A 23,130-nucleotide genomic window follows, 5' to 3' on the forward strand; every position below is an offset into this window, starting at 1 on the left:
TTCGTCATTCTTAGCCACTCCCTTTGGGAAGGAATTGCAATTCATTCCTCCATGGTCATCTTGTCACGAATATTTCCTTTGCTGAAAAAAGACAAAACAATGGGGAAGGCTTCAGCCGCCAAAATTGTATCTTTGGAGGCTTTTATCTAGATAAGAAGCCCCGTTATTCTTTCGTCCCGAAAAGCTTTAGCGCTTTGTGTACATATGCCTTTGGGGAGCGACGGGTGAACGATAACCATACGATTACCGGAAAAATGTATATGAATGCGACTTTATGGCTTCCATATACATCAAGATATCCCGGTAATCATATAAGAGTCATTAAACCAAAGAAATCCAAACGTAACTGTACACGAGCGCCTAGTATTTGATTGAGTTATTTACTCGTTAAATTTGGTTAATCAACACATGTGACATAAGGTATAATGAATGTATATAGAAGGAGGAATTTTAATGGCTATAACGATTTACGACGTAGCCAGGGAGGCTAATGTTTCAATGGCAACGGTCTCCCGTGTCGTTAACGGCAATCAAAATGTAAAACCTGCAACGAGAAAGAAAGTTCTCGACTGCATTGAACGGCTTGGCTATCGACCGAACGCAGTTGCGAGAGGTCTGGCTAGTAAGAAGACGACAACAATCGGAGTCATCGTTCCTGATATCTCGAAAAGTTTCTACTCGGAGCTTTCCCGTGGAATAGCGGACGTTGCGACGATGTACGAATATAATATGATCCTGTCGAACTCCGATGAGAGCACAGACCGAGAAGTAGAATTAATAGAAGACCATCTCGGTAAACAGGTGGACGGGCTCATCTTTATGAGTGATTCGATTTCTGATGAAGTTCGTGCCGGAATGTCCACAGCGAATGTTCCGATCGTTTTGGCTGGAACGTTGGACGTGGAAAAACAATTAGCAACGGTGAATATTGATTATGAAGAAGCTGCTTATGTGGCGGTCAATAAATTAATTCGAAATGGTCATACGAAAATCGTGTTTGTTTCGGGGCCATTTACAAGAGATATCAACCGTATCAGTAAAAAAGTGGGATACATGAGAGCCCTCCAAGATGCGGATATTCCAGTCGATGAGCAGTTTGTCATTGAAATGGAAGATACGTACGATGGTGCATATGAGGGCTGGAAACAAATCCGTGAATTGCAGGGTCAACCAACTGCCATCATTGCAGGAAGTGATGCGATTGCTGTCGGTTTGTTGAATGGAATTAGGGATGGAGGACTATCTGTACCTGAAGATTACGAACTCATCTGTTTTGAACATTCAATTTTGGCAAGGGTAGTAAGACCGCAACTCACTTCTATTGTCGTTCCGCTCTATGATTTGGGTGCAGTGTCAATGCGTCTGTTGACGAAATTGATGAATGGGGAAGAGGTTGAAGAGCAACAGGTCATTTTACCTTTCCGGCTTGAAGAACGTAAATCTATGAAATGAAAAAAGAGCAATCTTATCAATCGGATATATCCGGCTGAAGGGGATTGCTCTTTTTGAGGAATAATACTGCTATTTGTCACGTCTGTTGAATAACCAAAGTAACCAGCAAGTAACTTGATCACACACTGGCTGCGACGTGTATAGTTGCATTTGGATTGCTTTGGATTGGAATTGACTTCTATTACGATTACCGGATGTCTGGATGCGTAGGGTAGTCCTTCATCCGTCGTTCTTCAACTACATAAGTACACGAAGTGCATTTAGAGCTTTTTAGGACGAAAGAATAGCTGGCTTCTTAACTAGAGAAAAGCCGCCAAAGATGCAATTTTGGTGGCCGAAACTTTCTATAGGGTTTTCTCTTTTTTATTAAAGAAGTGTCACTTCTAGCCATACATGCCTCTCGGTAAAAATGTCACGAATATTTCGCCGAAAGCGAGCCGGAAATGGTCCAGTGAAAATGGGGGATATCAAGCCAGTCTCACCAGACGTGGTTATTTGTCAATTTTTTCGTTGCGGATCATATGTAAGGCTCGGCTAAGCATCTGTGCATTTTTCTCGTTGATTTCATCTTTTCGTGGAATAGGTTCGTATAGTGGTACAGGATCCTCCCAAGTCGGAATAAGTGTAACGGGAGACTGCTCCTGCCACGTTGATAACCAGTCCTCTGGCAGTGGACCAGTAGGTGTAGGGATATTTTTCATCGCCAGCCAAATATGAGCCCAAGCCCTTGGGACAACGCGCCAGATATCATATCCGCCACCACCGACGGCTATCCAGCGGCCTTCGCAATATTGCTCTGCAATTTCGCGTGCAACCCGAGGGATTTCTTTATAAATATCCATTGTTCCATAAAGGTGGGTTAAGGGATCGAAATAATGCGCATCTGCACCATTTTGTGTCAAGATGACATCGGGTTTGAAAAATTCAGTCACTTCTTTTATGGCTGTTTTATAAACAGAAAGGAATGACTCATCCTCTGTAAAAGCGTCAATCGGGAAATTAAAGGAAGTCCCATAGCCAGAACCATTGCCGCGTTCGGTTATACTTCCGGTTCCAGGGAACAGATAACGCCCAGTTTCATGGATGGACAGTGTACAGACTGTAGGGTCATCGTAGAAGCTCCATTGAACGCCATCTCCATGATGAGCGTCTGTATCGATATAAAGAACGCGTGCCCCGTACTTTTTTTGTAAGTACTTTATGGCAACTGAACTGTCATTATATACACAAAAGCCGGAAGCACGTCCATGAAATCCATGATGCAGACCTCCGCCTAGGTTCAATGCATACTTAGAGCGTCCTTGCATCACTTCATCTACCGCAGTCAATGTACCGCCGACCAGCATAGCACTGGCTTCATGCATATTCGGGAAAATTGGCGTATCCTCTGTACCGATACCGTAAATGCTACCAACATCCTCAGTTAGTTCACCTTTACCAGCCTTTTTTACTATTTCAATAAATTTTTTATCATGAGCGAGAAGTAATTCTTCGTCTGTTGCCATGCGAGGGGCGATGATATCGCTATCTTGAATGGCCCCAGATTTCTTTAAAAGGTCGAGAGTCAAGAGAATTCTTTTTTGGTTAAATGGATGTGAATCTGAAAAAGAGTATCCAAGTTGTTCTTCTGAAAAGATGAAAACGGCATCTTTTTTCATACGTCAATGCCCGGGACATTTGGCCAAAGGACCTCAAATCCGCTTACCTTTAATCCCTCAATAATTTTGAGAGGATTCATTGAGTTAATCCGGATGACAAGAATTTTATTTGCTTCGTTCTCTTTATCGGGATAGACGAGCACACTCAAAACGTTTAATTTCTGCTCGTGGAAAACTTTGGATACTTCGAAAAGGATTCCAGGTGTATTAGGAACCCGTACTTCTATTTGTGAGCCAGGTTGATGTGCGCCCGTTAATTCAATATATTTGTAAAGTAAATCCGTTTCAGTGATGATTCCAACTAATTTTTTATTGGACACTATTGGCAGTGAACCGATTTTATTATCATAAAATAGTACCGCTGCTTCTTCAACAAAGTCCATTGGATGTCCGGTAATCGGATTTTTCGTCATCACTTCAGAAAGTAAAGTATCATATGGGCTACTGTCTTTTATTTCGGAAATGGACGAGGGAACAACTTCTTTCAAGTCTCGGTCTGTCACGATGCCGACTACTATGCCATCCATAGATAGGATTGGCAAGTGGCGAATTTTTCTATCCCGCATGGCGTCAAGTGCATCTTTTACCGTATTTTCTGGTGATAGGGTTAGAACATCTTTTATCATTATTTCTTCAATTAGCATCTGATTTATCCTCCCTTCAATACATGAACCGGTTCATGAACCGGAGACTGTCAAATTGCTGGACGGTATCTTGATTAATTCTTTTGCCGATTCGTGCCATTAGGCAATTGGCTGGGTGAGAACTTATTTCAGGATCATCGGTTGCGTAATATTCCAGACCTCCGGCATTCATCATCTTCTCCATTACTTTTCTATACTCCCAAACGTTGAGTTTCGTACCCTTCAAGTCCCAGTGCCAGTAATATTCAGTCGTCAGGATAATATAATCTTCCATTGCATCGTCCATCATGGAAACGCGTAAAAGTGACTTGCCAACCCCGCCGGCCCTGAACTTTGGAATAACTTCAATTGCTCCAAGTTCGATTAAATTTTCTATACTTCCTTGCGACCATCGCTCCAGAGGGTCGGGATACAAATAAGTTACGTAGCCCACAATTTCATTTGAATCGCGAACGATTAAAATACGACCTTCTGGGAGTCCTGCAATTTCAATGAGTGCCTTGTGTTGTTGTGCGGGAGGTCTGAATGCAACAAGATCCTCGTGAAAATCAAGGCTAGCAAGGTAATCGGCAGTAATGGGCCCCTCGATAACGATGTCTCCATTCTTATGTTTTATCTCCATTGCGTTATATGTTTTTATATGTTCCAATATGATCACCTCCGTATTTGATATAAACCTACTACCTAGTATACAACAATATGGATAAATAAAAGCCTGTTGATTACTACAAATTTAAAACTGTTGGAAAAATATAATTAATTAGACAATTAGGTTTGGATTGAGGTAGAATGATAGTTATATTGTATTCTTGAAAGGGTGAAATGAATGGTAATGAAAACATTGCCCGCAGTTCATGGGGATTATCAGTTAGCAGATTATGATCGTACAGCCGCAGAATTTAAATGGACGGATGTAGAAAAAGACTTCAGCTGGTTTGAAAGCGGACTCATGAATATTGCTCATGAAGCGGTAGATCGCCATGCGGATTCTTATCGAAAAAACAAGGTTGCACTTTATTATAAGGACGCTAATCGAAAAGAAAGCTATACGTATAATGAAATGAAAAAGATGTCAAATAAAGCTGCAAACGTATTGCGCAATCAGTCGCCGCTCGAAAAAGGGGACCGGATTTTCATCTTTATGCCTCGCTCACCGGAATTGTATTTCTCATTTTTGGGCGCGTTGAAGCTGGGTGCTATTGTTGGACCGCTTTTCGAAGCATTCATGGAAGGTGCTGTCTATGACAGATTGTCTGATAGTGAGGCAACTGCAATCATCACGACACCTGAACTTCTTGAACGAGTGCCTGTTGACAAATTACCACACCTGAAGACAATCTTTATTGTAGGAGAAAATGTGGTGGAAGAAGGTCTTATTGTCGACTTTAACAAGCATATGGCAGATGCTTCCCAGTACTTCCAAGTTGAATGGATGGATAAAGAAGACCCAACACTTCTACATTACACTTCAGGTTCAACAGGAAAGCCGAAAGGCATCGTACATGTACAGGAAGCGATGGTACAGCAACTGCAGACAACACGGTGGGTACTGGATCTAAAAGATGAGGACATCTTCTGGTGTACAGCGGATCCAGGTTGGGTGACAGGCACAGCTTATGGTATTTTCGGACCAATGCTTGCCGGGGCAACTAGCTTGATTCTTGGCGGCAGATTTTCGGCAGATGCTTGGTATGGAGCGATAGAGGAATATGGTGTCACGGTTTGGTATAGTGCGCCAACCGCATTCCGGATGCTTATGGGAGTTGGGGAAGGGCCACTAAGCAAGTTTGATCTTTCTTCACTGCGCCATATTCTTTCCGTGGGTGAACCACTTAATCCCGAAGTAATCCGTTGGGGATCTGAAGCGTTTAAATTGCGAATTCATGACACATGGTGGATGACAGAAACAGGTGCACAAACAATCTGTAATTTCGGATGTCTGCCAATTAAACCTGGATCAATGGGCAAGCCGGTTCCCGGTATTGAAGCAGCCATCGTTGATGATCAAGGAAACGTATTACCTCCAAATCATATGGGTAACTTAGCTATTAAAAAAGGATGGCCTGCAATGATGCGGCAAGTTTGGAATAATCCTGAAAAATATGCATCTACCTTTATCAATGATGAGTGGTATGTTTCGGGTGATTCAGCATACATCGACGAGGACGGATATTTCTTTTTCCAGGGCCGAGTCGATGATGTGATTATGACGAGTGGAGAGCGCGTAGGACCATTCGAAGTGGAAAGTAAACTGCTTGAGCATCCCGCGATTGTTGAAGCTGGGGTTATAGGTAAACCTGACCCAGTTCGTGGCGAAATTATAAAAGCATTTGTATCGCTTCATGAAGGAATTGAGCCGACAGATGAATTAAAAGAAGAAATTCGACAATTTGTTAAAAAAGGGCTGGCCGCACATGCTGCTCCACGTGAAATTGAATTCAAAGATAAATTACCGAAAACACGAAGTGGAAAAATTATGCGTCGTGTGTTAAAAGCTTGGGAACTGAATTTGCCGACAGGTGATTTGTCGACAATGGAAGACTAACATTGAGTAACTAATAAAAACACAAGGACACAAGGCGCCTGGAGCTAGACACTATTCTAAGTCGAAAAAACTTATACTTTCTTAGCATTCAAAAAAGAGCCTGTCCGCTATTGATAGCGGACAGGCTCTTTTTCCTATTTCATTCCCCAGTTTCATCGTCTCCACTTGTAGGAGGCGGGGTACCACCGTCGTTCCCATCCTCAGTTACAGGAGGTGGTGTAACAGGTGGTACGTTTTCCGTTGGAGGTGTTTCGATAACTTCCTCTTCAGGCTCAGGCGCCGCAATGGTGACTGCATTGGAGCCATTTGAAAGTCTTCCGGTAATGTCGACAGCCTTGACTGAGTATGAGCCAGAACCGACTGTAAATGTATTCGAAGAACCGTCTCTTATTGTTCCGATTTTAACATTATTATCATAAACATAGTACCCAATAACATCGTTGGAAGGTGAATTGCCCCATGTTATTGTCGTTCCATTTAAACTAACATTTACTGGTGCAGGAGCGACATCATCTGCATTAAATATAGCTCCCGACACGACATGAGATGCGAAAGCGGAGTTCGCTGGGAACAATTTTGAAGCATCTCCTCCCCACGGTCCGAGCATTCGGTCGATGAACACTTGGTTAACGCCTGTGCCACCTGATGACACGAATTCGCTTGGTGTTGATGGAAGTGCAAGGTACCTCGTCCCTTTAACAGATACATAAGAAGAAGAGGTAATGCTATCATCCGGTTTTGTTGGTAACATCACTTTTGCGTTGAATAAATCCGTTTTAACGAGCCCTGCAGACGAACATGCAGCAGAGGGAGCAAGCCCAGAAATACCGCAGAACGATTTTTCAACGACACCGTCAGGACGACTGAATTTTGCAGAGGCTCCGACTATTTCTGGTGTGACTTCGTTCGCAGCATTCATAATACGGGCGAAAAGCATACTTGTCCTTGTAGTAGGATGCAATGTTTGCTTTTCGAGTCCGTAATAGAGACTTCGTGTTCGGTCTTTGTATCCGAGCCAAACACCAAGAGACACATTTGGGTTGTATCCAACAAGCCAAGCGTCACCGTAACCTTGTGTTGTTCCCGTTTTGGCAGCAAGATCTGTAGTGAATTTCATGTTTTGCGTTACTTGCGAGCCAGTGCCGCCCGTTTTTACAACATCACGTAACATATCAGTAACAATATAACTCGTTTCAGGGCTGAAAACATCGACAGGTTCAATTTCATGTTGATAGACGATATTGCCATCCATATCTTCGATTTTTTCGACGATGTATGCGTCTATGAACTGCCCACCATTCGCAAATGTTGCAAATGCATTCGTGTTTTCCTCAACACTCATTCCGACCGTCATGCCCCCGTATGAAGTAGAGGGATTGACATAGTCTCCTGGGAGAAGTTTTGAAATACCCATCTTGTCGAGGAATTCGGCAGGCCGTCGATCAAGGATGTCGCGATATAATCTTGCTGTTGCCAAGTTCAATGACTTGGAGAGTGCTTCCCTTGCAGGAATGATTCCATACTCCATCGATTTTGTATAGTTGCTAGGTGTCCACATAGAGCCATTCGCTTGTTTGACACTGAATTTAACATCGACGACGGGACTTCCAGCCCCGATGACGCCATATTCAATAGCTGGTGCATAAACGAGAAGTGGCTTCATAGCAGATCCGTTCTGTCTGAATGCTTGTGTAGCATGGTTAAGCGCTTGGTGTTCATGTCCACGGCCGCCAATGAAGGATAAGATTTTACCAGTGCTATTTTCGATCATAATAGCACCGACTTGAACTGGATCCTCCGCGAATTCGACCTCGCCGGAATGAGAATCTTTTACTTCGCGTGTATAGGTAAATCCGTAACTTTCGAAATCATTACCGACTTCATTCATCTTGTCATATAGATCTTTATTAACGGTAGAGTAAATTCTATAGCCATCATTTTTCATTGAACGCGTCGCAAGTATTGAATATTTTTCTCGTAATTTATCTTCTTGTTCAAGACGTTCAGCATCGACTCCGTCTTTTTCTGCGATAATCTCCGCGAGGATATCGACCGTGCGATTCTGAATTTCTTGCGTCAAATAAGGATATCTTTCATTCGCGCGCATGACGGGTTCACGGAAATCCTTTGTAATATCATAGACGATTGCTTCATTGTACTGCTGTTCAGTTATGTAACCAGTTTCCTTCATCCTGAAAAGAACTGTCTTCATCCGATTGATTCCCGGCTGTAAGAATTCTTGTTCTTTCAATCCGCCACCACTTTTAAAAGGGGTATAAGCGAAGGGGGCCTGAGGAAGGCCGGCTATGAAGGCGGCTTGCGGTAAATTCAATTTCGCTGCTTTTAAAGCGAAAATACCCCCAGCTGCAGTTTCAATACCTGCAATGTTTTGCCCATTTGAATTACGGCCGTATGGAATAATGTTCAAGTAAGCTTCGAGAATTTCATCTTTTGTCATGAAATGCTCAATTCTCATTGCCAGTAGCATTTCTTTCGCTTTTCGTTCGTATGACACTTCGTTGGTTAAAATTTGGTTCTTAATAAGTTGTTGTGTCAAAGTCGAACCGCCAGTTTGGTTATCGGAGTTCGTTACATCCTGTAATAGTCCGCGGAAAATCGCTTTTGGGACAATGCCCTCATGCTGTGCGAAATACTCATCCTCTGTGGCGAATACTGCATCAATAACGAAAGGGGATACACTTTCGAGTTTCGTCTCTTTCCGTTCTATATCAGAGTTAACTTTACCGATATAGATATTGCCGGCGAGATAAAGTTCGGACGTTTCTTCGTAGGTGAAGATTGCATCCCGCATTTCTTGCTTTGAACGAAGCGGTTCTTTGGCTACCAATGAAGCAAAATAGCCTGCTCCGACTGAACCGGCAAACACTACCAGTGTCAAACCTACTACAATGAATAGAAGAAAAAGGTTCCAGGTGACGCCTGAGGTGATGCGCATCCCTTTAGCCCATTTAGTTTTAGTCATTGTTTCAAGTTTCTCTTCTATTAGATCAATACGATTCTTTTGATGTTTACTCACTTAAATCAACCTCCTGAAATCTTACCTATTATAGCACATTTCCATAAATGCCAATCGATAATATTTGACAACTTTTGAATATCGGTTAGAATTACTGATACATATACTTTCACATGTTGAATGAGTCGAAGTAGTGGTTGGGGAACCGTTTAGAGAGGCAGCGGCTGGTGAAAGCTGTCCGGTAAACCAATCATGAATTACAGCTCTGGAGTGTGACGCGTGCGCAGTGTTATTGCGTTTTGAGTGGAGAATTTTTTCTCAAGCCGGGTGGTACCGCGTTAATACAATAATTAGCGTCCTTGCATGATTTTTTTAAATCGTGTAAGGGCTTTTTTGTTGTCTACTTCCAGGTGCTAAGCGCTTTGAAACTCATTTGACGCGATGCGTTATTACTTAAATTACAGGAGGGGTTAGGATGAAAGAGAAATTGATGGAAGACTTAAAGTGGAGAGGGTTACTCTACCAACAGACGGATGAGGCGGGTCTTGAGGATTTGCTGAATAAGGAGAAAATCTCACTGTATTGCGGCGTCGATCCGACTGCGGATAGCATGCACATCGGACATATCGTGCCATTACTTACGCTACGCCGTTTCCAAATGCATGGACATCGTCCGATTCTACTTGTTGGAGGAGCTACGGGTATGATTGGGGATCCATCAGGCCGCTCGGAAGAAAGACAGCTCCAAACAACTGAACAGATCGATAGAAACGTTGCCGGGATTAAGAAGCAGATGGAACAAATTTTCGATTTCAATTCTGAAAACGGCGCTCAAATGGTGAACAACAATGACTGGGTAGGTTCGATGAGCGTCATCGAATTTTTACGCGATTTCGGTAAGTTGTTAGGCGTTAACTATATGCTTGCGAAAGACAATGTTGCATCACGTCTTGATAGTGGAATTTCTTTCACTGAGTTTTCATATATGCTTATTCAAGGAATTGACTTCAACCATTTATTCAATAATTATGGCTGCAGAGTTCAAATCGGTGGATCGGATCAGTGGGGCAATATTACGACAGGGCTTGAAGTGATTCGTAAAACGCACGAAGAAGAAGTGAAAGCATTCGGTATCACAATTCCACTGGTTACGAAAGCGGATGGTACGAAATTTGGTAAAAGTGCGGGCGGCGCAGTATGGCTTGATGCAGAAAAAACATCACCTTATGAATTCTATCAGTTCTGGATAAATACAGCTGATGCGGATGCTGTTAAATATATGAAAATATTCACATTCATTGAGCGCGAAGAAATCGAAGCGTTTGAAATTACAGTTCAAGAAGAACCACATTTACGGAAAGCGCAACTTAGATTGGCAGAAGAAATGACGCGTCTGATTCACGGTCAGGAAGCACTTGACCAGGCAATCCGTATTTCCAAAGCATTATTCAGTGGTGATTTAAAAACACTAACCGCGAATGAAATGAAAGACGCATTCAAAGATGTCCCTTCGTTTGAAATGGCGAAAGAGGATAAAAACATCGTTGACTTTATCGTCGATTCTGGCGTGTCGCCATCAAGACGACAAGCTCGTGAAGATGTGACAAATGGTGCGATATCATTGAACGGCGAACGAGTGACGGATACGGCATACGAGGTGAGCGCAGCAGATCGTTTGGATGATGGGTTTACGATTGTCCGTCGCGGTAAGAAAAATTACAAAATGGTGAAATTCGTTTAACTGTGGAGATTCATGAAAGCGAAACCCGCAAACTTTTCATTCGGCAGGAAAAAAGAGATGTTCGAGGGCTATGTTAGAAACTCCATAACTGAAGTTAAATCGACTCATTGCAGAATGGTTTTATGAGTTTGCCAGTTCGCGGAGGGCATTTGACTTCGCAAATCTATTTCCGAGTCTGCACGAAAAATCAGAAATGATTCCTTATGAAAATGACTGAAGAAGAGAATTTTGAACTGAATTTTCGAACTATGATGCCAACGGCTGGAACTATCATGGGAAGTTGTGAAACTGTGAGGACAACGACGAGAACTGTCATGGCAAGTCATGCAACTGTCGCGGCAACAACTGAAAGTGTCTAGAAATAACATTGCTTATAATGCGAAAGGCTGTTTTCCCTATTAGGAAGGGGAAAACAGCCTTTTTATTTTACGCGTTTCTAACCCACTGCGGTAGTTGTAAATCCGCATAAATTTCCGGGTGAATCATTTTGGCTAATTTCAAAGCGCCTTCAAGGAGCCGCGGGGAAGGGCGACAATACAGTTCTTCTTCCATTACTGAAAGGCGGTCACTTTTCACGGCGTCCAACTCCTTCCAACCGGGCCGTTTCAGAACAACTTCTTTTTTCACTTTATTGATTCGTACTCCGACCCACGCTAGAAGGATGTAATCAGGTGCTCTATTTAGAACATCCTCCCAGTCAGTCTGAACACTGGCAAATTCGACGTCGCGAAATTCATTCAAAGCTCCGGAAATAGTGCTTATTTCAGTCAGCCAATTAATTTTTCCAGGTGTAAATACAGGTTTGGGCCACCACTCCCAGTATAATGAAGGGGTAACTTCGACAGTTTCGGCACGTTTTTTCATGTCTTGAATAAATAATAAATACTCTTCTTTAATTTGAAGTGCGTGTTCTTCAATTCCACATGCTTTTCCGACAGTTAACAGGTCTTCTGCGATATCATCCAGGCTTTGTGGATCTAATACTACGTGTGGAATCATTCGCTTCTCGAGTTCTGCGATGTTTTTTTCCATTCCGGGAACACTGAGCGATGCAAGCACTAAGTCAGGTTCATACAATTCCAATTTGTCCATATCAATCGACAAGTCAGGCCCTAATTTGGGTAAAGAATTGATTCCGCTAGGCCAATCAGAAAAATCATCAACTGCAACGAGTTGATCAATGAGGCCAAGGTAGGCAAGTAGTTCCGTATTACTCGGACAAATCGATACAAGTTTCATATAATCACCTCATAAGTCGTAGTATGTACAGTATATCACGAAAAAAAAGAGCCCTGTGAAGGGCTCTTTTCCAAAGATGCTATTAACGAGAGTAGAATTCAACAATAAGTGATTCGTTAATTTCTGCTGCAAGTTCGCTGCGCTCAGGCATGCGGACGAATTGACCGACTTTAGTGTCTTTGTTGAATGTTACGTATTCAGGAACATAGCTGTTCACTTCAAGCGATTCATTTACAGTATCAAGGTTTTGAGATTTCTCACGGAAAGAAATTTCTTGACCAGGTTTAACGCTGAAAGAAGGGATATCAACGCGTTTACCATCAACCATGATATGGCCGTGGTTTACAAGTTGGCGTGATGCACGACGTGTGCGTGCAAGACCCATGCGGTATACAATGTTATCAAGACGAGTCTCAAGAAGAATCATGAAGTTAACACCGTGTTTACCAGGCATTTTACCTGCTTTGATGAACATCGTTTTGAATTGACGTTCGTTTACGCCAAACATAAAACGAAGTTTTTGTTTTTCTTGTAATTGCTTTCCGTACTCAGAAAGTTTTATGCGTTGGTTAGGACCGTGTTGTCCTGGACCGTAAGGGCGTTTTTCGATTTCTTTTCCTGTGCCTGTAAGTGAAATCCCAAGACGACGGGAAAGTTTCCATGATGGACCTGTATAACGAGCCATGAAAGACTCCTCCTCTATTGTTGGTTTTATTTTGTTGTAAAATAAGAACCAGATGTGTTCAATCCAAATGCCATTCTATCATCTTGCACCCTCGCCTCCGCAGCCAGGAAGTTACTCGATGCACCTTGTAAAAGGAATAGACTGGACAATCTGAAACACACAACTGCTGCAACTATTTTACACAAGTTCCATCATAACAACTATAGAAGTAAGAGTCAAGCGTCATACTTGTAAACTAAAATAAGCCAAATGGTCTATGTAAAGTAATGGTAACTATAGTACCAATGCATTACAATGATAGTAAGACTTATTTGAATTCTATATACAGATTAGGATTGGGGTGATTATGTGACGGATCATCAATTGACGATGTTGAAAATTAAAAGCGATTTGATGGATTTATGGACCAAAGATACTGCTTTGCAATCGTATGAACAATGGTTTAAGGCGTTAAAACCAAAACTAAATCACCATTTTAATATTGCAGAAGCGGATTTTTTCATATATGCAAATAATAGTTTTGTGGCACTTAAAGGTCATAAGTCCGTTTCTAAGAGAGAACAAGCCTTGGTATTTGATGCACTTAAAACCGGAAAAGCGTTTAGCCATGATTCTTTAATCTCGCGAGTTAGAGAGACAGGTTTTAGCTATGCCGATGACTTTCTTCTGTTCCGGAATTTGAAATCTGAACCACTCGGATTGCTGGTTCTGAAATCTACTAATGAATGGAACGCATTTGCTACATCGCCATTTTTACATGAACTTGAAAAGGCGGTAAGCGACCTCATTGAGATAGTAAAGAAAATGGTTTTTCTTATAAAAGAGGAAAAAAGCTCCAAGCGTTTGTTCGGAGTCACCGAATTATTCAATTCAACAATGCAAAGTAATGTGATTTTAGATGGCGTAGTCTCTGCGATATCTAAAAATTTCCCGTCATCTGAAGTGGGACTTCTTTTATCACATGATCAAAAAGGGGTGACGCATAACTATAAGTTAATTGATTACATGAACGAAAGACCGTCTGCGATGAATGCGTTTGTATCGGGTGAAACGACAAAGGAAGTAATGCCTGAATTGTCATGCAGGCTGATTAATGCACCAATTAGAGGAAGACAAGGTATCTATGGTGTGTTGCAAATTAAAGCACCAATTGACCTCGTTTTTTCATCGACACAGAAAAAGTTTATCAGTATGGTAGTAAATACAGCAGGAAGTGCACTGGAAAAAGCGATTCTACATGATCAATCCCACCGTGTTATCGAAGATTTACAACTTGTCAATGAAACGTCGAAAAAATTGAATAGCAATATGCATTTTGGAGAAATGACAGCATTTTTGAAACAGCAATTGCTGAAAGCGTTTCGGCCAGCAGAAATTGCATTTGTTTTTAACAATGAACAAGATGGTTATGACCTCTCTCAATTAAGTTCAGATTTTTTTCGTACGGAATCAGGCAAGAATTATATTGAATTCTCATCGAAATACTTGAGGAGTGGCAAAGAAGCTTTATTTGATGCGAATTTTAGCCGAACCATGAACGAAACTATTGGTTACGAGTCAATCATAGCGATTCCGATTGTGAATCAAGAGGTACTTACGGGTTTCGTTGTACTACTGCATATGGATCAATACTTCTTTTCATTCGACAGCTTCAAACTCATGCAATCACTTATTGGACACTCTTCGCTTGCACTTGCGAACTCGGTATTACGCGACCAGTTACAGGAACTTGTTGATAAAGATCACTTAACCAAACTCTATACAAGAAGTTACGTAGATAAGATTATTGAAAAGTCGATTGTTGATGATGAAATGGGTGTGTTTGTTCTCGTAGATGTCGATGACTTCAAGAAGATAAACGACACATATGGTCATGTAACTGGTGATGATGTGCTGAAGCAAATCGCTACCATCATACTTGCAGAGGTATCCGGTAGAGGGGTTGCGGGAAGATGGGGTGGAGAGGAAATCGCTATCTTTTTGCCGTTGACAGAATTTCAAGAAGGGGCATTATTTGCGGAACGACTGGTTAAACTTATTCCTGCTGCCACTGAACCCTCAATTACGGTATCGATAGGGATGCATAACTGGACGTCTAAAAGACAGTCGACTTATAAAGAGCTGTTTCAACACACTGACAAAGCACTGTATATAGCGAAAAATAACGGTAAAAACCAAGTAGTAATCCATGAAGAAACCAGTTATACCTTTTCCTAACTGTGATTAAAGAGTAAACTAATAGATGTAGAGTTAGAATATTCTTTTAAACATAAGGAGGGCAATGGAAATGGACAAAAAAAACCTTCACAAAGATACGATTGTCATTCATGAGGGATATGATGATAGGGAACATCAGGGGAGTTTAGCGGTACCACTTTACCAAACATCGACCTTCTCGTTTGAAACAGCATTGCAAGGGGAGAATCGCTTTTCAGGTGTAGAGGGAGGGAACATTTACTCCAGGCTTGGTAATCCGACTGTCCGCGTGTTAGAAGAGCGTATGACAGCTCTTGAGAACGGAAAAGGTGCACTTGCGTTTGGTTCGGGGATGGCAGCAGTCAGTACGATTCTCGTCCACTTGACGAAATCGGGTGATCATATTCTGTGTTCACGTGGAATTTATGGCTGCACATTTGGACTTCTTGGTATGCTGAATGAGAAATACAATATCACGCATGACCTTATTCAGATGAAGACAGAAGAGGAGATTGAACGGGCTATTACACCGGAAACGGTCTGTATATATATTGAAACGCCTATCAATCCAACAATGGAACTTGTCGATATTCACGCGGTCGTGAATGTAGCTAAACGTCATGGACTTCGAGTTGTAGTTGACAATACTTTTTCGTCGCCCTATTTGCAGAATCCGCTCGATATCGGTGCGGACTTCGTTTTGCATAGCGCAACAAAGTATATTAACGGTCACGGAGATGTCATAGCTGGGCTTCTTGTCGGAGCTGACAAAGAAGAGATGGAGTCAATTCGTATGTCTGTGCAGAAAGATTTCGGAGGCATCATATCGCCATTCGATGCTTGGCTTTTAATCCGCGGATTGAAAACGCTATCGGTTCGCATGGAGCGCCATACTTCGAATGCGGAAAAAGTGATAGCTTATTTAAAAGGTCAGAAGCTTGTTGAAGAAATCTATTATCCGTTCGATAAAGACAATCCACAATATGAAATAGCGAAACGTCAAATGAGAGCAGGAGGCGGCCTGATTTCATTTACAGTTAAAGGTGGTAAAGAAGGGGCTCAGCTATTCATGGATAGCCTTTCTCTCATTAAGATTGCAGTCAGCCTAGGAGACGCAGAAACGCTTATCCAGCATCCTGCGACGATGACACATTCTGTTATTCCTGAGGCGGAGCGACTACAGATGGGTATCACTGATTCTTTACTAAGGCTTTCAGTCGGTCTTGAACATGCCGAGGATCTCATAGCTGACTTCAAGGCGGCATTCGCAATCATGGAGACAGTGATTACCGAGCGGGCTTAAAATAAGAAAATCGCAAGGCGCCTGGAAACTAGATACTATTTTAAGCGAAAAAACATATACTTTTTTATCTTTGAACAAATAGGACAGGAACCTCTCTGCTATAATTAACAACAGAGCAGGATTTCATGATTGTTGAGCAATGAAAAAACTGCCTTGGCACCGATTGTCTGGTGGCCAGGGCAGCTTGTTGTTCAAAGATGTTTGACTAGTACCTCGACAAGATGTTCCAGTCCAGCCTGATCTTCTTTTGTGAAGCGATTCAACTCGGGGCTGTCGATGTCAAGGACACCAAGTAAGACACCATCTTTTAAAATAGGAATGACAACTTCAGACTGGGAAGCTGCATCGCATGCAATATGTCCTGGGAAAGCATTGACGTCCGATACGATAATGGATTTTTTTGTTTCAGCAGCTGTTCCGCAGACGCCTCTTCCAAGGGGAATACGAATGCACGCGGGAAGACCTTGGAAAGGACCAAGCACCAGTTCTCCGTCATCCATTAAGTAAAAACCGACCCAATTGATGCGGTCGAAAAATTGATTGAGTAAAGCAGAAGCGTTGCTCAAGTTTGCGTACATATTTCTCTCACCCGTCAACAATGCGTCCAATTGACTTGAAAGTTGTTCATATTTCACTTTTAAATCAGTGGCATAGTCAATTTCTTGAAACAAATAGAACACCCCTTGTTAAGTATATTTTGTTTAAATAAGTATACATATTAAGACGTTTATAAACAAATTTTGTCGATTATTAGGGTGGAAAACAGGATTTTCCCTATAAATCATTCATATTCGCAACCAAAAGGGTTTAAACGTGGTACTATATAGGATAATATCATGGTACAGTGACTTGGACAGGGGGACCACGATGAAAATCATCATCATTGCCATACTAGTAGTTATTATATTAACGACAATCGCCTTCTTATTCAGGCGTAAACATATCCAGGAAATTGGTCGGTTGGAGCAGGAGAAGCTACAAATTCAACACAAACCTATCTTAGAAGAGATGACAAAAGTGAAACAACTGAACATGACAGGCGAAACCGAAGAGAAATTCGAACGGTGGCGTAGCGAATGGACAGAATTGATGGACGTACATATGCCAAAAATCGATACATTATTATTTGATGTAGAGGATGTAGTAGATCGTTTCCGTTTTAGAAAAGCAACAGGATTAGAGAAAGAAATTCAAGAAAAAGTTCGATTTTGCGATAAAAAAATGAATAATATTTTGCAAGAGCTAAACGAACTCGTTGGCAGTGAAGAAAAAAATCGCATTGAGATGGAAAAATTAAAAGAGCAGCATCGTGCCGCTCGCAAAGCGGTACTCGCTCATCAACATTCGTTTGGGATGACAGCGAATCCACTTGAAAAGGAACTGGAATCATTTAACCCGAAATTCGCAGAATATGACGAGTTGACAGCGAATGGCAATTATTTGTTGGCACGGGAAATTGTCATGGCATTATCAGCAAAGGGAGATCATGTTTTTACGTTAATCCACGAGATCCCATCGTTGCTTTCTGAAATACAAAGCAAAATTCCAGCATCGATTCGTGAACTACGAAATGGAACGAGAGAGATGGAAGAACAGTCCTATTATTTGCAACACCTAGAACTGACAAAACAACTTAGAACAATTGAGATTGAACTTGAAGAACTATTGTTAAAAATGGCTGATCTTCAAATTGAATCTGTTCAACAGTGTACAAGTGAAATAAATGATCGCATTGATTCATTTTACGATGCGCTTGAAAATGAAGTGAATGCAAAGCATTATGTAGATGAGTACTATAATCAAATTGCTGAGAGGCTTCACGCAATAACGATATTGACAAGAGAAACTTCAGACGAGGCGGCTTTTGTTCAGCAAAGTTATCGAATGGATGAAAAAGAAGCACAAATTCCACAGCTGGCTCTCAAAAAGTTAGGTTCTCTCGACAAACGATTTGGTGTGCTTATTTATAGGCTTGAGGAACAATTATCTGCTTATTCGGGATTACAGGAAGAGTTGCAATCCATTTTTGAAGAACTAGAGCAAATTGCTGTTGAACAGGAAAGTTTCACAAATCGTATGAAAAACTTGCGGATTGATGAAAATAATGTTCGAACTAAACTGGATGAACTGTCGCGTAAATTACAAAATTCAGAACGTATGCTACATAAGGGGAATATCCCAGGTATACCGGATGATATGGAAGCACGTCTTGAAGAAGCAGATGAACAAATTTATATTGTGACACAAAGTTTACAGGAAGTACCGCTTAATATGAGTCTCGTCGATTCTTATTTGGAGAACGCAGGGAAAGCTATAAATGATGTATCTATAAAAGTTGAAGAGATGCTTGAGAATGTATTACTGATTGAGTGGATCATCCAATATGGAAACAGATACCGTGCATCCAATCCGGAAGTTCACGCCCGCCTGTTAGATGCTGAAGAGTCATTCAGACAATTCCGTTATGCAAAAGCATTGGAAGAAGCAGCGACAGCGGTTGAAGAAATGGAACCGGGTGCTATGAAACGAATTGAAGAACTTGTGAAAGAACATGTCTGAGTTAAAAAGTAGACTACAAATAGCCACCGGCATATAATGCAGGTGGCTTTGTCACGCATTGAACTTGATTCAGTAATTTTTTTGTACTGAAAGCGAAGCGTTAGCTAAAGTAGTACCCACTTCTATAAGTGGTGGGATCAATGCTGAAATGCGTATTTAATGTAAAATGAAAGGAAGATTCACATGATTTATTTTGATAATAGCGCTACAACAGCTCCTGATGAGGGTGTGCTTACATCTTTCATAGAAGTGAACAAGCGCTTTTTTGCGAATCCCGCTTCAATACATCTTGCTGGAAAGGAAGCCGAGGCGCTTCTTGAACGATCGAGAGAACAGATCCTATCGATTCTTGGTGCACATGATGGAGAGCTTTTATTCACATCGGGTGGTACGGAAGCCAATAATTTAGCGGTAATCGGTTTTGCACGTGCTTTGCGTGCTAGAGGCAACCATCTCATCACAACAAAAATTGAACATCCTTCTGTTCTTCATTCAATGGGATATTTAGAGACGCAAGGGTTTGAAGTGGATTATTTGTCAGTTGATGAGCAAGGAATGATCTCTGTTGAAGAGTTGAAAAGTAAACTTCGGAAAGATACAATACTTGTCAGTATTATGCATGTCAATAATGAAATCGGTACAATACAGCCAATTGCTGAATGTGCACGCCTCATTAAAGAAAATACAAGGGCACTATTTCATTCGGATGCTGTTCAAAGTTTCGGAAAACTACCCGTTTCGTTAACTGGAGATGGTCCGGACGCAATAACGATTTCAGCTCATAAAATTAATGGCTTGAAAGGTTCGGGCATACTAGCATTAAGAAAAGGAATGACACCAGAAGCAATTAGTTATGGCGGCGGCCAGGAAAGTGGTATTCGCAACGGTACCGTATCCGTAGCGAATGCAGTGACGATGGCAAAGGCAATACGGATGAGTGCGATAGCTATCGAGCAGAAGGATTTCAGGCAATGGAGAAATCGGCTTATAGGGTTTATCGGGCAATTTGAGAACGTTCGTGTACTTGCCCCTGATAAGGCAGCACCGCATATTTTAGCTGTCGCTTTTTATAAAGTAAAAGGGGAAGTTGCAGTTAATTTCTTTCAAGAAAACGGTATTACGATTTCTACATCTAGCGCTTGTTCATCGAAAAGTGGCACTGCGGGGCATGTAATAGAAGCTATAGGTGTTAATGGGAAATTTAAAAATGGAGTAATCCGTGTCAGCTTTGGAAAAAATAATATAGAACAGCATGTAGTGGAATTCGAGCAAGTATTTGCACGGTTCATGGAACTGCTTGGAAGGGGAAATAAGTAATGGAATGGAACGAACTATTGATACGCTATGGAGAGATATCATTAAAGGGACGAAACAGGAATGTATTCGTCAAGAAATTAAGAAACAATATTAAAGATGCTTTGAGTGATTTGAAAACGGTAATCATTAAACCTGAACGTGATCGCATGTTTCTTTTTGCGGAAGAAAAAAGCGATATGGAAGAAGCGATAGCTCGTTTGCCACATATTTTCGGCATTCAATCTTTCAGTCCAGTTGCAAAATGTGAAGCGACGCTTGAAGCGATTAAAGAAAAAGCCTTAGAAATCATTGGGGCAAACGAAACAGCTGGAAAAACGTTTAAAGTTGAAGTGAGACGTACAGACAAAAGGTTTCCGCTTGTGACAAACGAGTTGCAGCTAGAAATTGGGTCACATGTGTTACGCAGCTTCCCAGACCTCATTGTGCAAATGAAAAAACCTGATATCGTGCTACTCATTGATATTAGAATAGAAGGAGCTTTCTTAACAGCGAAAGTATATGAAGGTGCAGGCGGTATGCCAGTAGGTTCAAATGGACATTCAATTCTAATGCTTTCAGGTGGTATCGATAGCCCAGTTGCAGGCTATCTTATGATGAAGCGTGGTGTGTCGATTGATGCAATTCACTTTGCCAGTCCGCCATTCACAAGTGATTTGGCTAAAAAGAAAGTGATGGACCTTGCTGAGAAGTTAAGTTCATTCGGAGCAGCAGTTAGGCTTCATATAATACCATTCACTGAAATCCAGCAAGCGATTGTCAGTCAAGTACCTGATAATGTTTCAATGACGACAACGCGGAGATTAATGCTTCAAATTGCTGATAAAGTGCGTGAAGAAGAAGGTGCGCTCGCAATTGTAACAGGGGAAAGCCTTGGACAAGTTGCTAGTCAAACGCTCGAAAGCTTAACGGCTATTAACGCTGTGACCTCTTCCCCTATTTTGCGCCCGCTCATTGCAACGGACAAACTGGATATTATAGATATTGCCCAAAAGATTGGCACATACGACATTTCAATTAGACCCTATGAAGATTGCTGCACAATCTTCTCGCCTTCAAACCCGAAAACAAAACCAAAGCTTGAAAAAGTAGCTTATTATGAAAGCTTTACTGATTTCGAGCCAATGATTGAAGAAGCGATTGAAAAACGACTAATCGTTGAACTACCACTTCAACAAAAGGACGACTTCGAAGACCTTCTTTAATGTTAGAATAAATTACTGTTTACATCCACTGTATGAAATTCCGTTTGCGATGCATTCTAAAAGCACATAGAAGTTAGTACCAAAGTTAAAGGCATTAATTTAAGTGGATTATGGAATAATGGGAACTCAATCAAATTGAAGAACGATATGTTGAACAAATAAGTATCTGTATAAACTGTACGAAGGCATCGTCTAGCGCCTGAGCAAATTCAGTGAAATTCTTTATCCCGCATTAACGGGCAGTAAAAGCCCGAATGGTTAGGGCAAACGAGAAGGAATTGCAGTTCATTCCTCCCTGTTGGTTACTTAGGCTTTGCCACAGGACGTGGCGCACTTAGCCTAAGTTCTTTAAACAATCAGTGGGGATGAAGCCCTCCTCTGATTGAAGATTAACTTTATTTCAACCTATATAAAAGCTGCATCGGACATTGTCTGATGCAGCTTTTTGGCTTATATAGTGTAAGCAAAAGAATGGTTGCTTAAACTAATCTTAATTATTTGGCGTTATTTACCACTTATTATTCGCGCATGAATTTTATTAACTTGTGCATTCTAACTGCACAAGGAGGTGATAAACATGGCGAACAACAACAGCGGCAACTCGAATCAGCTAGTAGTTCCAGGCGTAAGACAAGCACTTGATCAAATGAAAAATGAAATTGCAGCAGAATTTGGCGTACAAATGGGGCCAGACGCATCATCGCGTGCCAACGGATCCGTCGGCGGAGAAATTACTAAGCGATTAGTGCGTCAGGCGCAACAACAAATGAATGGCAATAAATAAAGATTTATTCAATGAAAAGATGTTTCGGAACAACTTTTCGCTAATATAGTGTAAGCAAAAATGCAGATGTTTAAACTATTTTATGTAATTGGTGGACATTACCATAACAAATAAATGCATAAAGTTTTATAAACGGCACATTCTATGTGCACAGGAGGTGACAAACATGCCAAACAACAACAGTGGTAATTCAAATCAGTTAGTAGTTCCAGGCGTAAGACAAGCACTGGATCAAATGAAAAATGAAATTGCAGCAGAATTTGGTGTACAAATGGGACCAGATGCATCATCACGTGCTAATGGTTCGGTCGGTGGAGAAATTACAAAACGACTAGTGCGTCAAGCGCAACAACAAATGAGCGGGTACCAAAAATAACTCTTTAACTGTGAGGCTGGTTTAGGTATTATCTAAAACAGCTTTCGCTTATACAGTGTTATCAAAAGTACAGTTGCTTAATCAATTCAAAGTGATTTACAAACTTTACCACCTATAATTTTGCATGAATTTCTGCATCTAGCACATTCTAATTATACAAGGAGGTGGCAATCATGGCGAACAACAACAGCAGCAACAACTCGAATCAGCTATTAGTTCCAGGCGTACGACAAGCATTGGATCAAATGAAAAATGAGATCGCAACAGAATTTGGCGTACAAATGGGACCAGATGCATCAGCGCGTGCCAACGGATCCGTCGGCGGAGAAATTACAAAGCGCTTAGTGCGACAGGCTCAAGAACAGATGAAGGGTCACTAAGAATAATTGTTTAATGAAAAGCTGTTCCGGAATTATTCCGGAACAGCTTTTCATAATTTTTACAAGTATTAG

The 23,130-nt window shown here is 41.4% G+C and carries 19 protein-coding genes; 12 read left to right on the top strand and 7 right to left on the bottom strand.

Going from position 1 to position 23,130, the window contains the following annotated elements:
- Positions 1-453: 453 nt before the first annotated feature.
- Positions 454-1,452 (top strand): catabolite control protein A, encoded by a 999-nt coding sequence (ccpA, locus tag MKX62_RS15455; protein WP_067207526.1) that lies wholly within the window; start codon positions 454-456, stop codon positions 1,450-1,452.
- Between the two features lie 491 nt (positions 1,453-1,943).
- On the opposite strand, the gene MKX62_RS15460 is transcribed toward ccpA, so the two are convergent.
- The 3 genes from MKX62_RS15460 to MKX62_RS15470 are packed head-to-tail and all read right to left on the bottom strand — an operon-like array spanning position 1,944 to position 4,403.
- The gene (locus MKX62_RS15460) at positions 1,944-3,110 is read right to left on the bottom strand and encodes an acetoin utilization protein AcuC (protein WP_067207529.1); all 1,167 of its coding nucleotides are present in this window, start codon (positions 3,108-3,110) and stop codon (positions 1,944-1,946) included.
- On the bottom strand, positions 3,107-3,754 hold the full coding sequence (locus MKX62_RS15465; RefSeq protein ID WP_067207531.1) for an acetoin utilization AcuB family protein: 648 nt from the start codon (positions 3,752-3,754) through the stop codon (positions 3,107-3,109). Before MKX62_RS15465 ends, MKX62_RS15460 begins: the two co-directional genes overlap by 4 nt.
- Before the next feature lie 16 nt (positions 3,755-3,770).
- Positions 3,771-4,403: a GNAT family N-acetyltransferase gene (locus MKX62_RS15470; RefSeq protein ID WP_067207534.1), complete on the bottom strand. Its 633-nt coding sequence runs from the start codon at positions 4,401-4,403 to the stop codon at positions 3,771-3,773.
- 177 nt (positions 4,404-4,580) lie between these two features.
- On the opposite strand from MKX62_RS15470, the gene acsA reads away from it, so the two are divergent.
- On the top strand, positions 4,581-6,299 hold the full coding sequence (gene acsA, locus MKX62_RS15475; protein WP_067207535.1) for an acetate--CoA ligase: 1,719 nt from the start codon (positions 4,581-4,583) through the stop codon (positions 6,297-6,299).
- Between the two features lie 139 nt (positions 6,300-6,438).
- Here the strand turns inward: acsA and MKX62_RS15480 are convergent, their stop codons facing one another.
- On the bottom strand, positions 6,439-9,336 hold the full coding sequence (locus tag MKX62_RS15480) for a transglycosylase domain-containing protein (protein ID WP_067207538.1): 2,898 nt from the start codon (positions 9,334-9,336) through the stop codon (positions 6,439-6,441).
- 415 nt (positions 9,337-9,751) lie between these two features.
- On the opposite strand from MKX62_RS15480, the gene tyrS reads away from it, so the two are divergent.
- Together tyrS and MKX62_RS15490 are read left to right on the top strand one after the other, a co-directional pair.
- The gene (gene tyrS / locus MKX62_RS15485; RefSeq protein WP_340741800.1) at positions 9,752-11,017 is read left to right on the top strand and encodes a tyrosine--tRNA ligase; all 1,266 of its coding nucleotides are present in this window, start codon (positions 9,752-9,754) and stop codon (positions 11,015-11,017) included.
- A gap of 203 nt (positions 11,018-11,220) precedes the next feature.
- Positions 11,221-11,376, top strand: coding sequence for a hypothetical protein (locus tag MKX62_RS15490; RefSeq protein WP_340741801.1), 156 nt, complete (start codon positions 11,221-11,223; stop codon positions 11,374-11,376).
- A 67-nt stretch (positions 11,377-11,443) separates the two neighbouring features.
- Here the strand turns inward: MKX62_RS15490 and MKX62_RS15495 are convergent, their stop codons facing one another.
- Both MKX62_RS15495 and rpsD read right to left on the bottom strand, forming a co-directional pair.
- Entirely contained in the window at positions 11,444-12,256 is an 813-nt protein-coding gene (locus MKX62_RS15495) for a cobalamin-binding protein (protein WP_340741802.1), read from the bottom strand.
- 82 nt (positions 12,257-12,338) lie between these two features.
- Positions 12,339-12,941 carry a 30S ribosomal protein S4 gene (gene rpsD, locus MKX62_RS15500; RefSeq protein WP_067207545.1) on the bottom strand — a complete coding sequence of 201 codons (603 nt, stop codon included), beginning with the start codon at positions 12,939-12,941 and terminating at the stop codon, positions 12,339-12,341.
- A 348-nt stretch (positions 12,942-13,289) separates the two neighbouring features.
- Here rpsD and MKX62_RS15505 point away from each other — a divergent pair, with 348 nt between their 5' ends.
- Positions 13,290-15,158 carry a sensor domain-containing diguanylate cyclase gene (locus MKX62_RS15505; RefSeq protein WP_338652935.1) on the top strand — a complete coding sequence of 623 codons (1,869 nt, stop codon included), beginning with the start codon at positions 13,290-13,292 and terminating at the stop codon, positions 15,156-15,158.
- Between the two features lie 70 nt (positions 15,159-15,228).
- Entirely contained in the window at positions 15,229-16,440 is a 1,212-nt protein-coding gene (gene megL / locus MKX62_RS15510) for a methionine gamma-lyase (RefSeq protein ID WP_340741803.1), read from the top strand.
- A 191-nt stretch (positions 16,441-16,631) separates the two neighbouring features.
- Here the strand turns inward: megL and MKX62_RS15515 are convergent, their stop codons facing one another.
- Positions 16,632-17,111, bottom strand: a complete 480-nt coding sequence (locus MKX62_RS15515) for a GAF domain-containing protein (protein WP_067207552.1) — start codon at positions 17,109-17,111, stop codon at positions 16,632-16,634.
- Positions 17,112-17,307: 196 nt separating this feature from the next.
- Between MKX62_RS15515 and ezrA the strand changes: the two genes are divergently transcribed.
- The 6 genes from ezrA to MKX62_RS15545 all read left to right on the top strand — a co-directional run bounded on the left by ezrA (position 17,308) and on the right by MKX62_RS15545 (position 23,058).
- Entirely contained in the window at positions 17,308-18,999 is a 1,692-nt protein-coding gene (gene ezrA / locus MKX62_RS15520) for a septation ring formation regulator EzrA (protein ID WP_067207555.1), read from the top strand.
- Between the two features lie 183 nt (positions 19,000-19,182).
- The gene (locus MKX62_RS15525; RefSeq protein WP_340741804.1) at positions 19,183-20,316 is read left to right on the top strand and encodes a cysteine desulfurase family protein; all 1,134 of its coding nucleotides are present in this window, start codon (positions 19,183-19,185) and stop codon (positions 20,314-20,316) included.
- Positions 20,316-21,518 carry a tRNA uracil 4-sulfurtransferase ThiI gene (thiI, locus tag MKX62_RS15530; RefSeq protein ID WP_340741805.1) on the top strand — a complete coding sequence of 401 codons (1,203 nt, stop codon included), beginning with the start codon at positions 20,316-20,318 and terminating at the stop codon, positions 21,516-21,518. Before MKX62_RS15525 ends, thiI begins: the two co-directional genes overlap by 1 nt.
- Before the next feature lie 577 nt (positions 21,519-22,095).
- Positions 22,096-22,302, top strand: a complete 207-nt coding sequence (locus MKX62_RS15535) for an alpha/beta-type small acid-soluble spore protein (RefSeq protein WP_067207561.1) — start codon at positions 22,096-22,098, stop codon at positions 22,300-22,302.
- A gap of 166 nt (positions 22,303-22,468) precedes the next feature.
- Positions 22,469-22,678 (top strand): alpha/beta-type small acid-soluble spore protein, encoded by a 210-nt coding sequence (locus tag MKX62_RS15540; RefSeq protein ID WP_067207564.1) that lies wholly within the window; start codon positions 22,469-22,471, stop codon positions 22,676-22,678.
- Between the two features lie 173 nt (positions 22,679-22,851).
- The gene (locus MKX62_RS15545; protein WP_067207567.1) at positions 22,852-23,058 is read left to right on the top strand and encodes an alpha/beta-type small acid-soluble spore protein; all 207 of its coding nucleotides are present in this window, start codon (positions 22,852-22,854) and stop codon (positions 23,056-23,058) included.
- Positions 23,059-23,130: the final 72 nt, after the last annotated feature.

It is taken from the genome of Sporosarcina sp. FSL K6-5500, from assembly GCF_038005665.1.
Taxonomy (GTDB): Bacteria; Bacillota; Bacilli; order Bacillales_A; family Planococcaceae; genus Sporosarcina; species Sporosarcina psychrophila.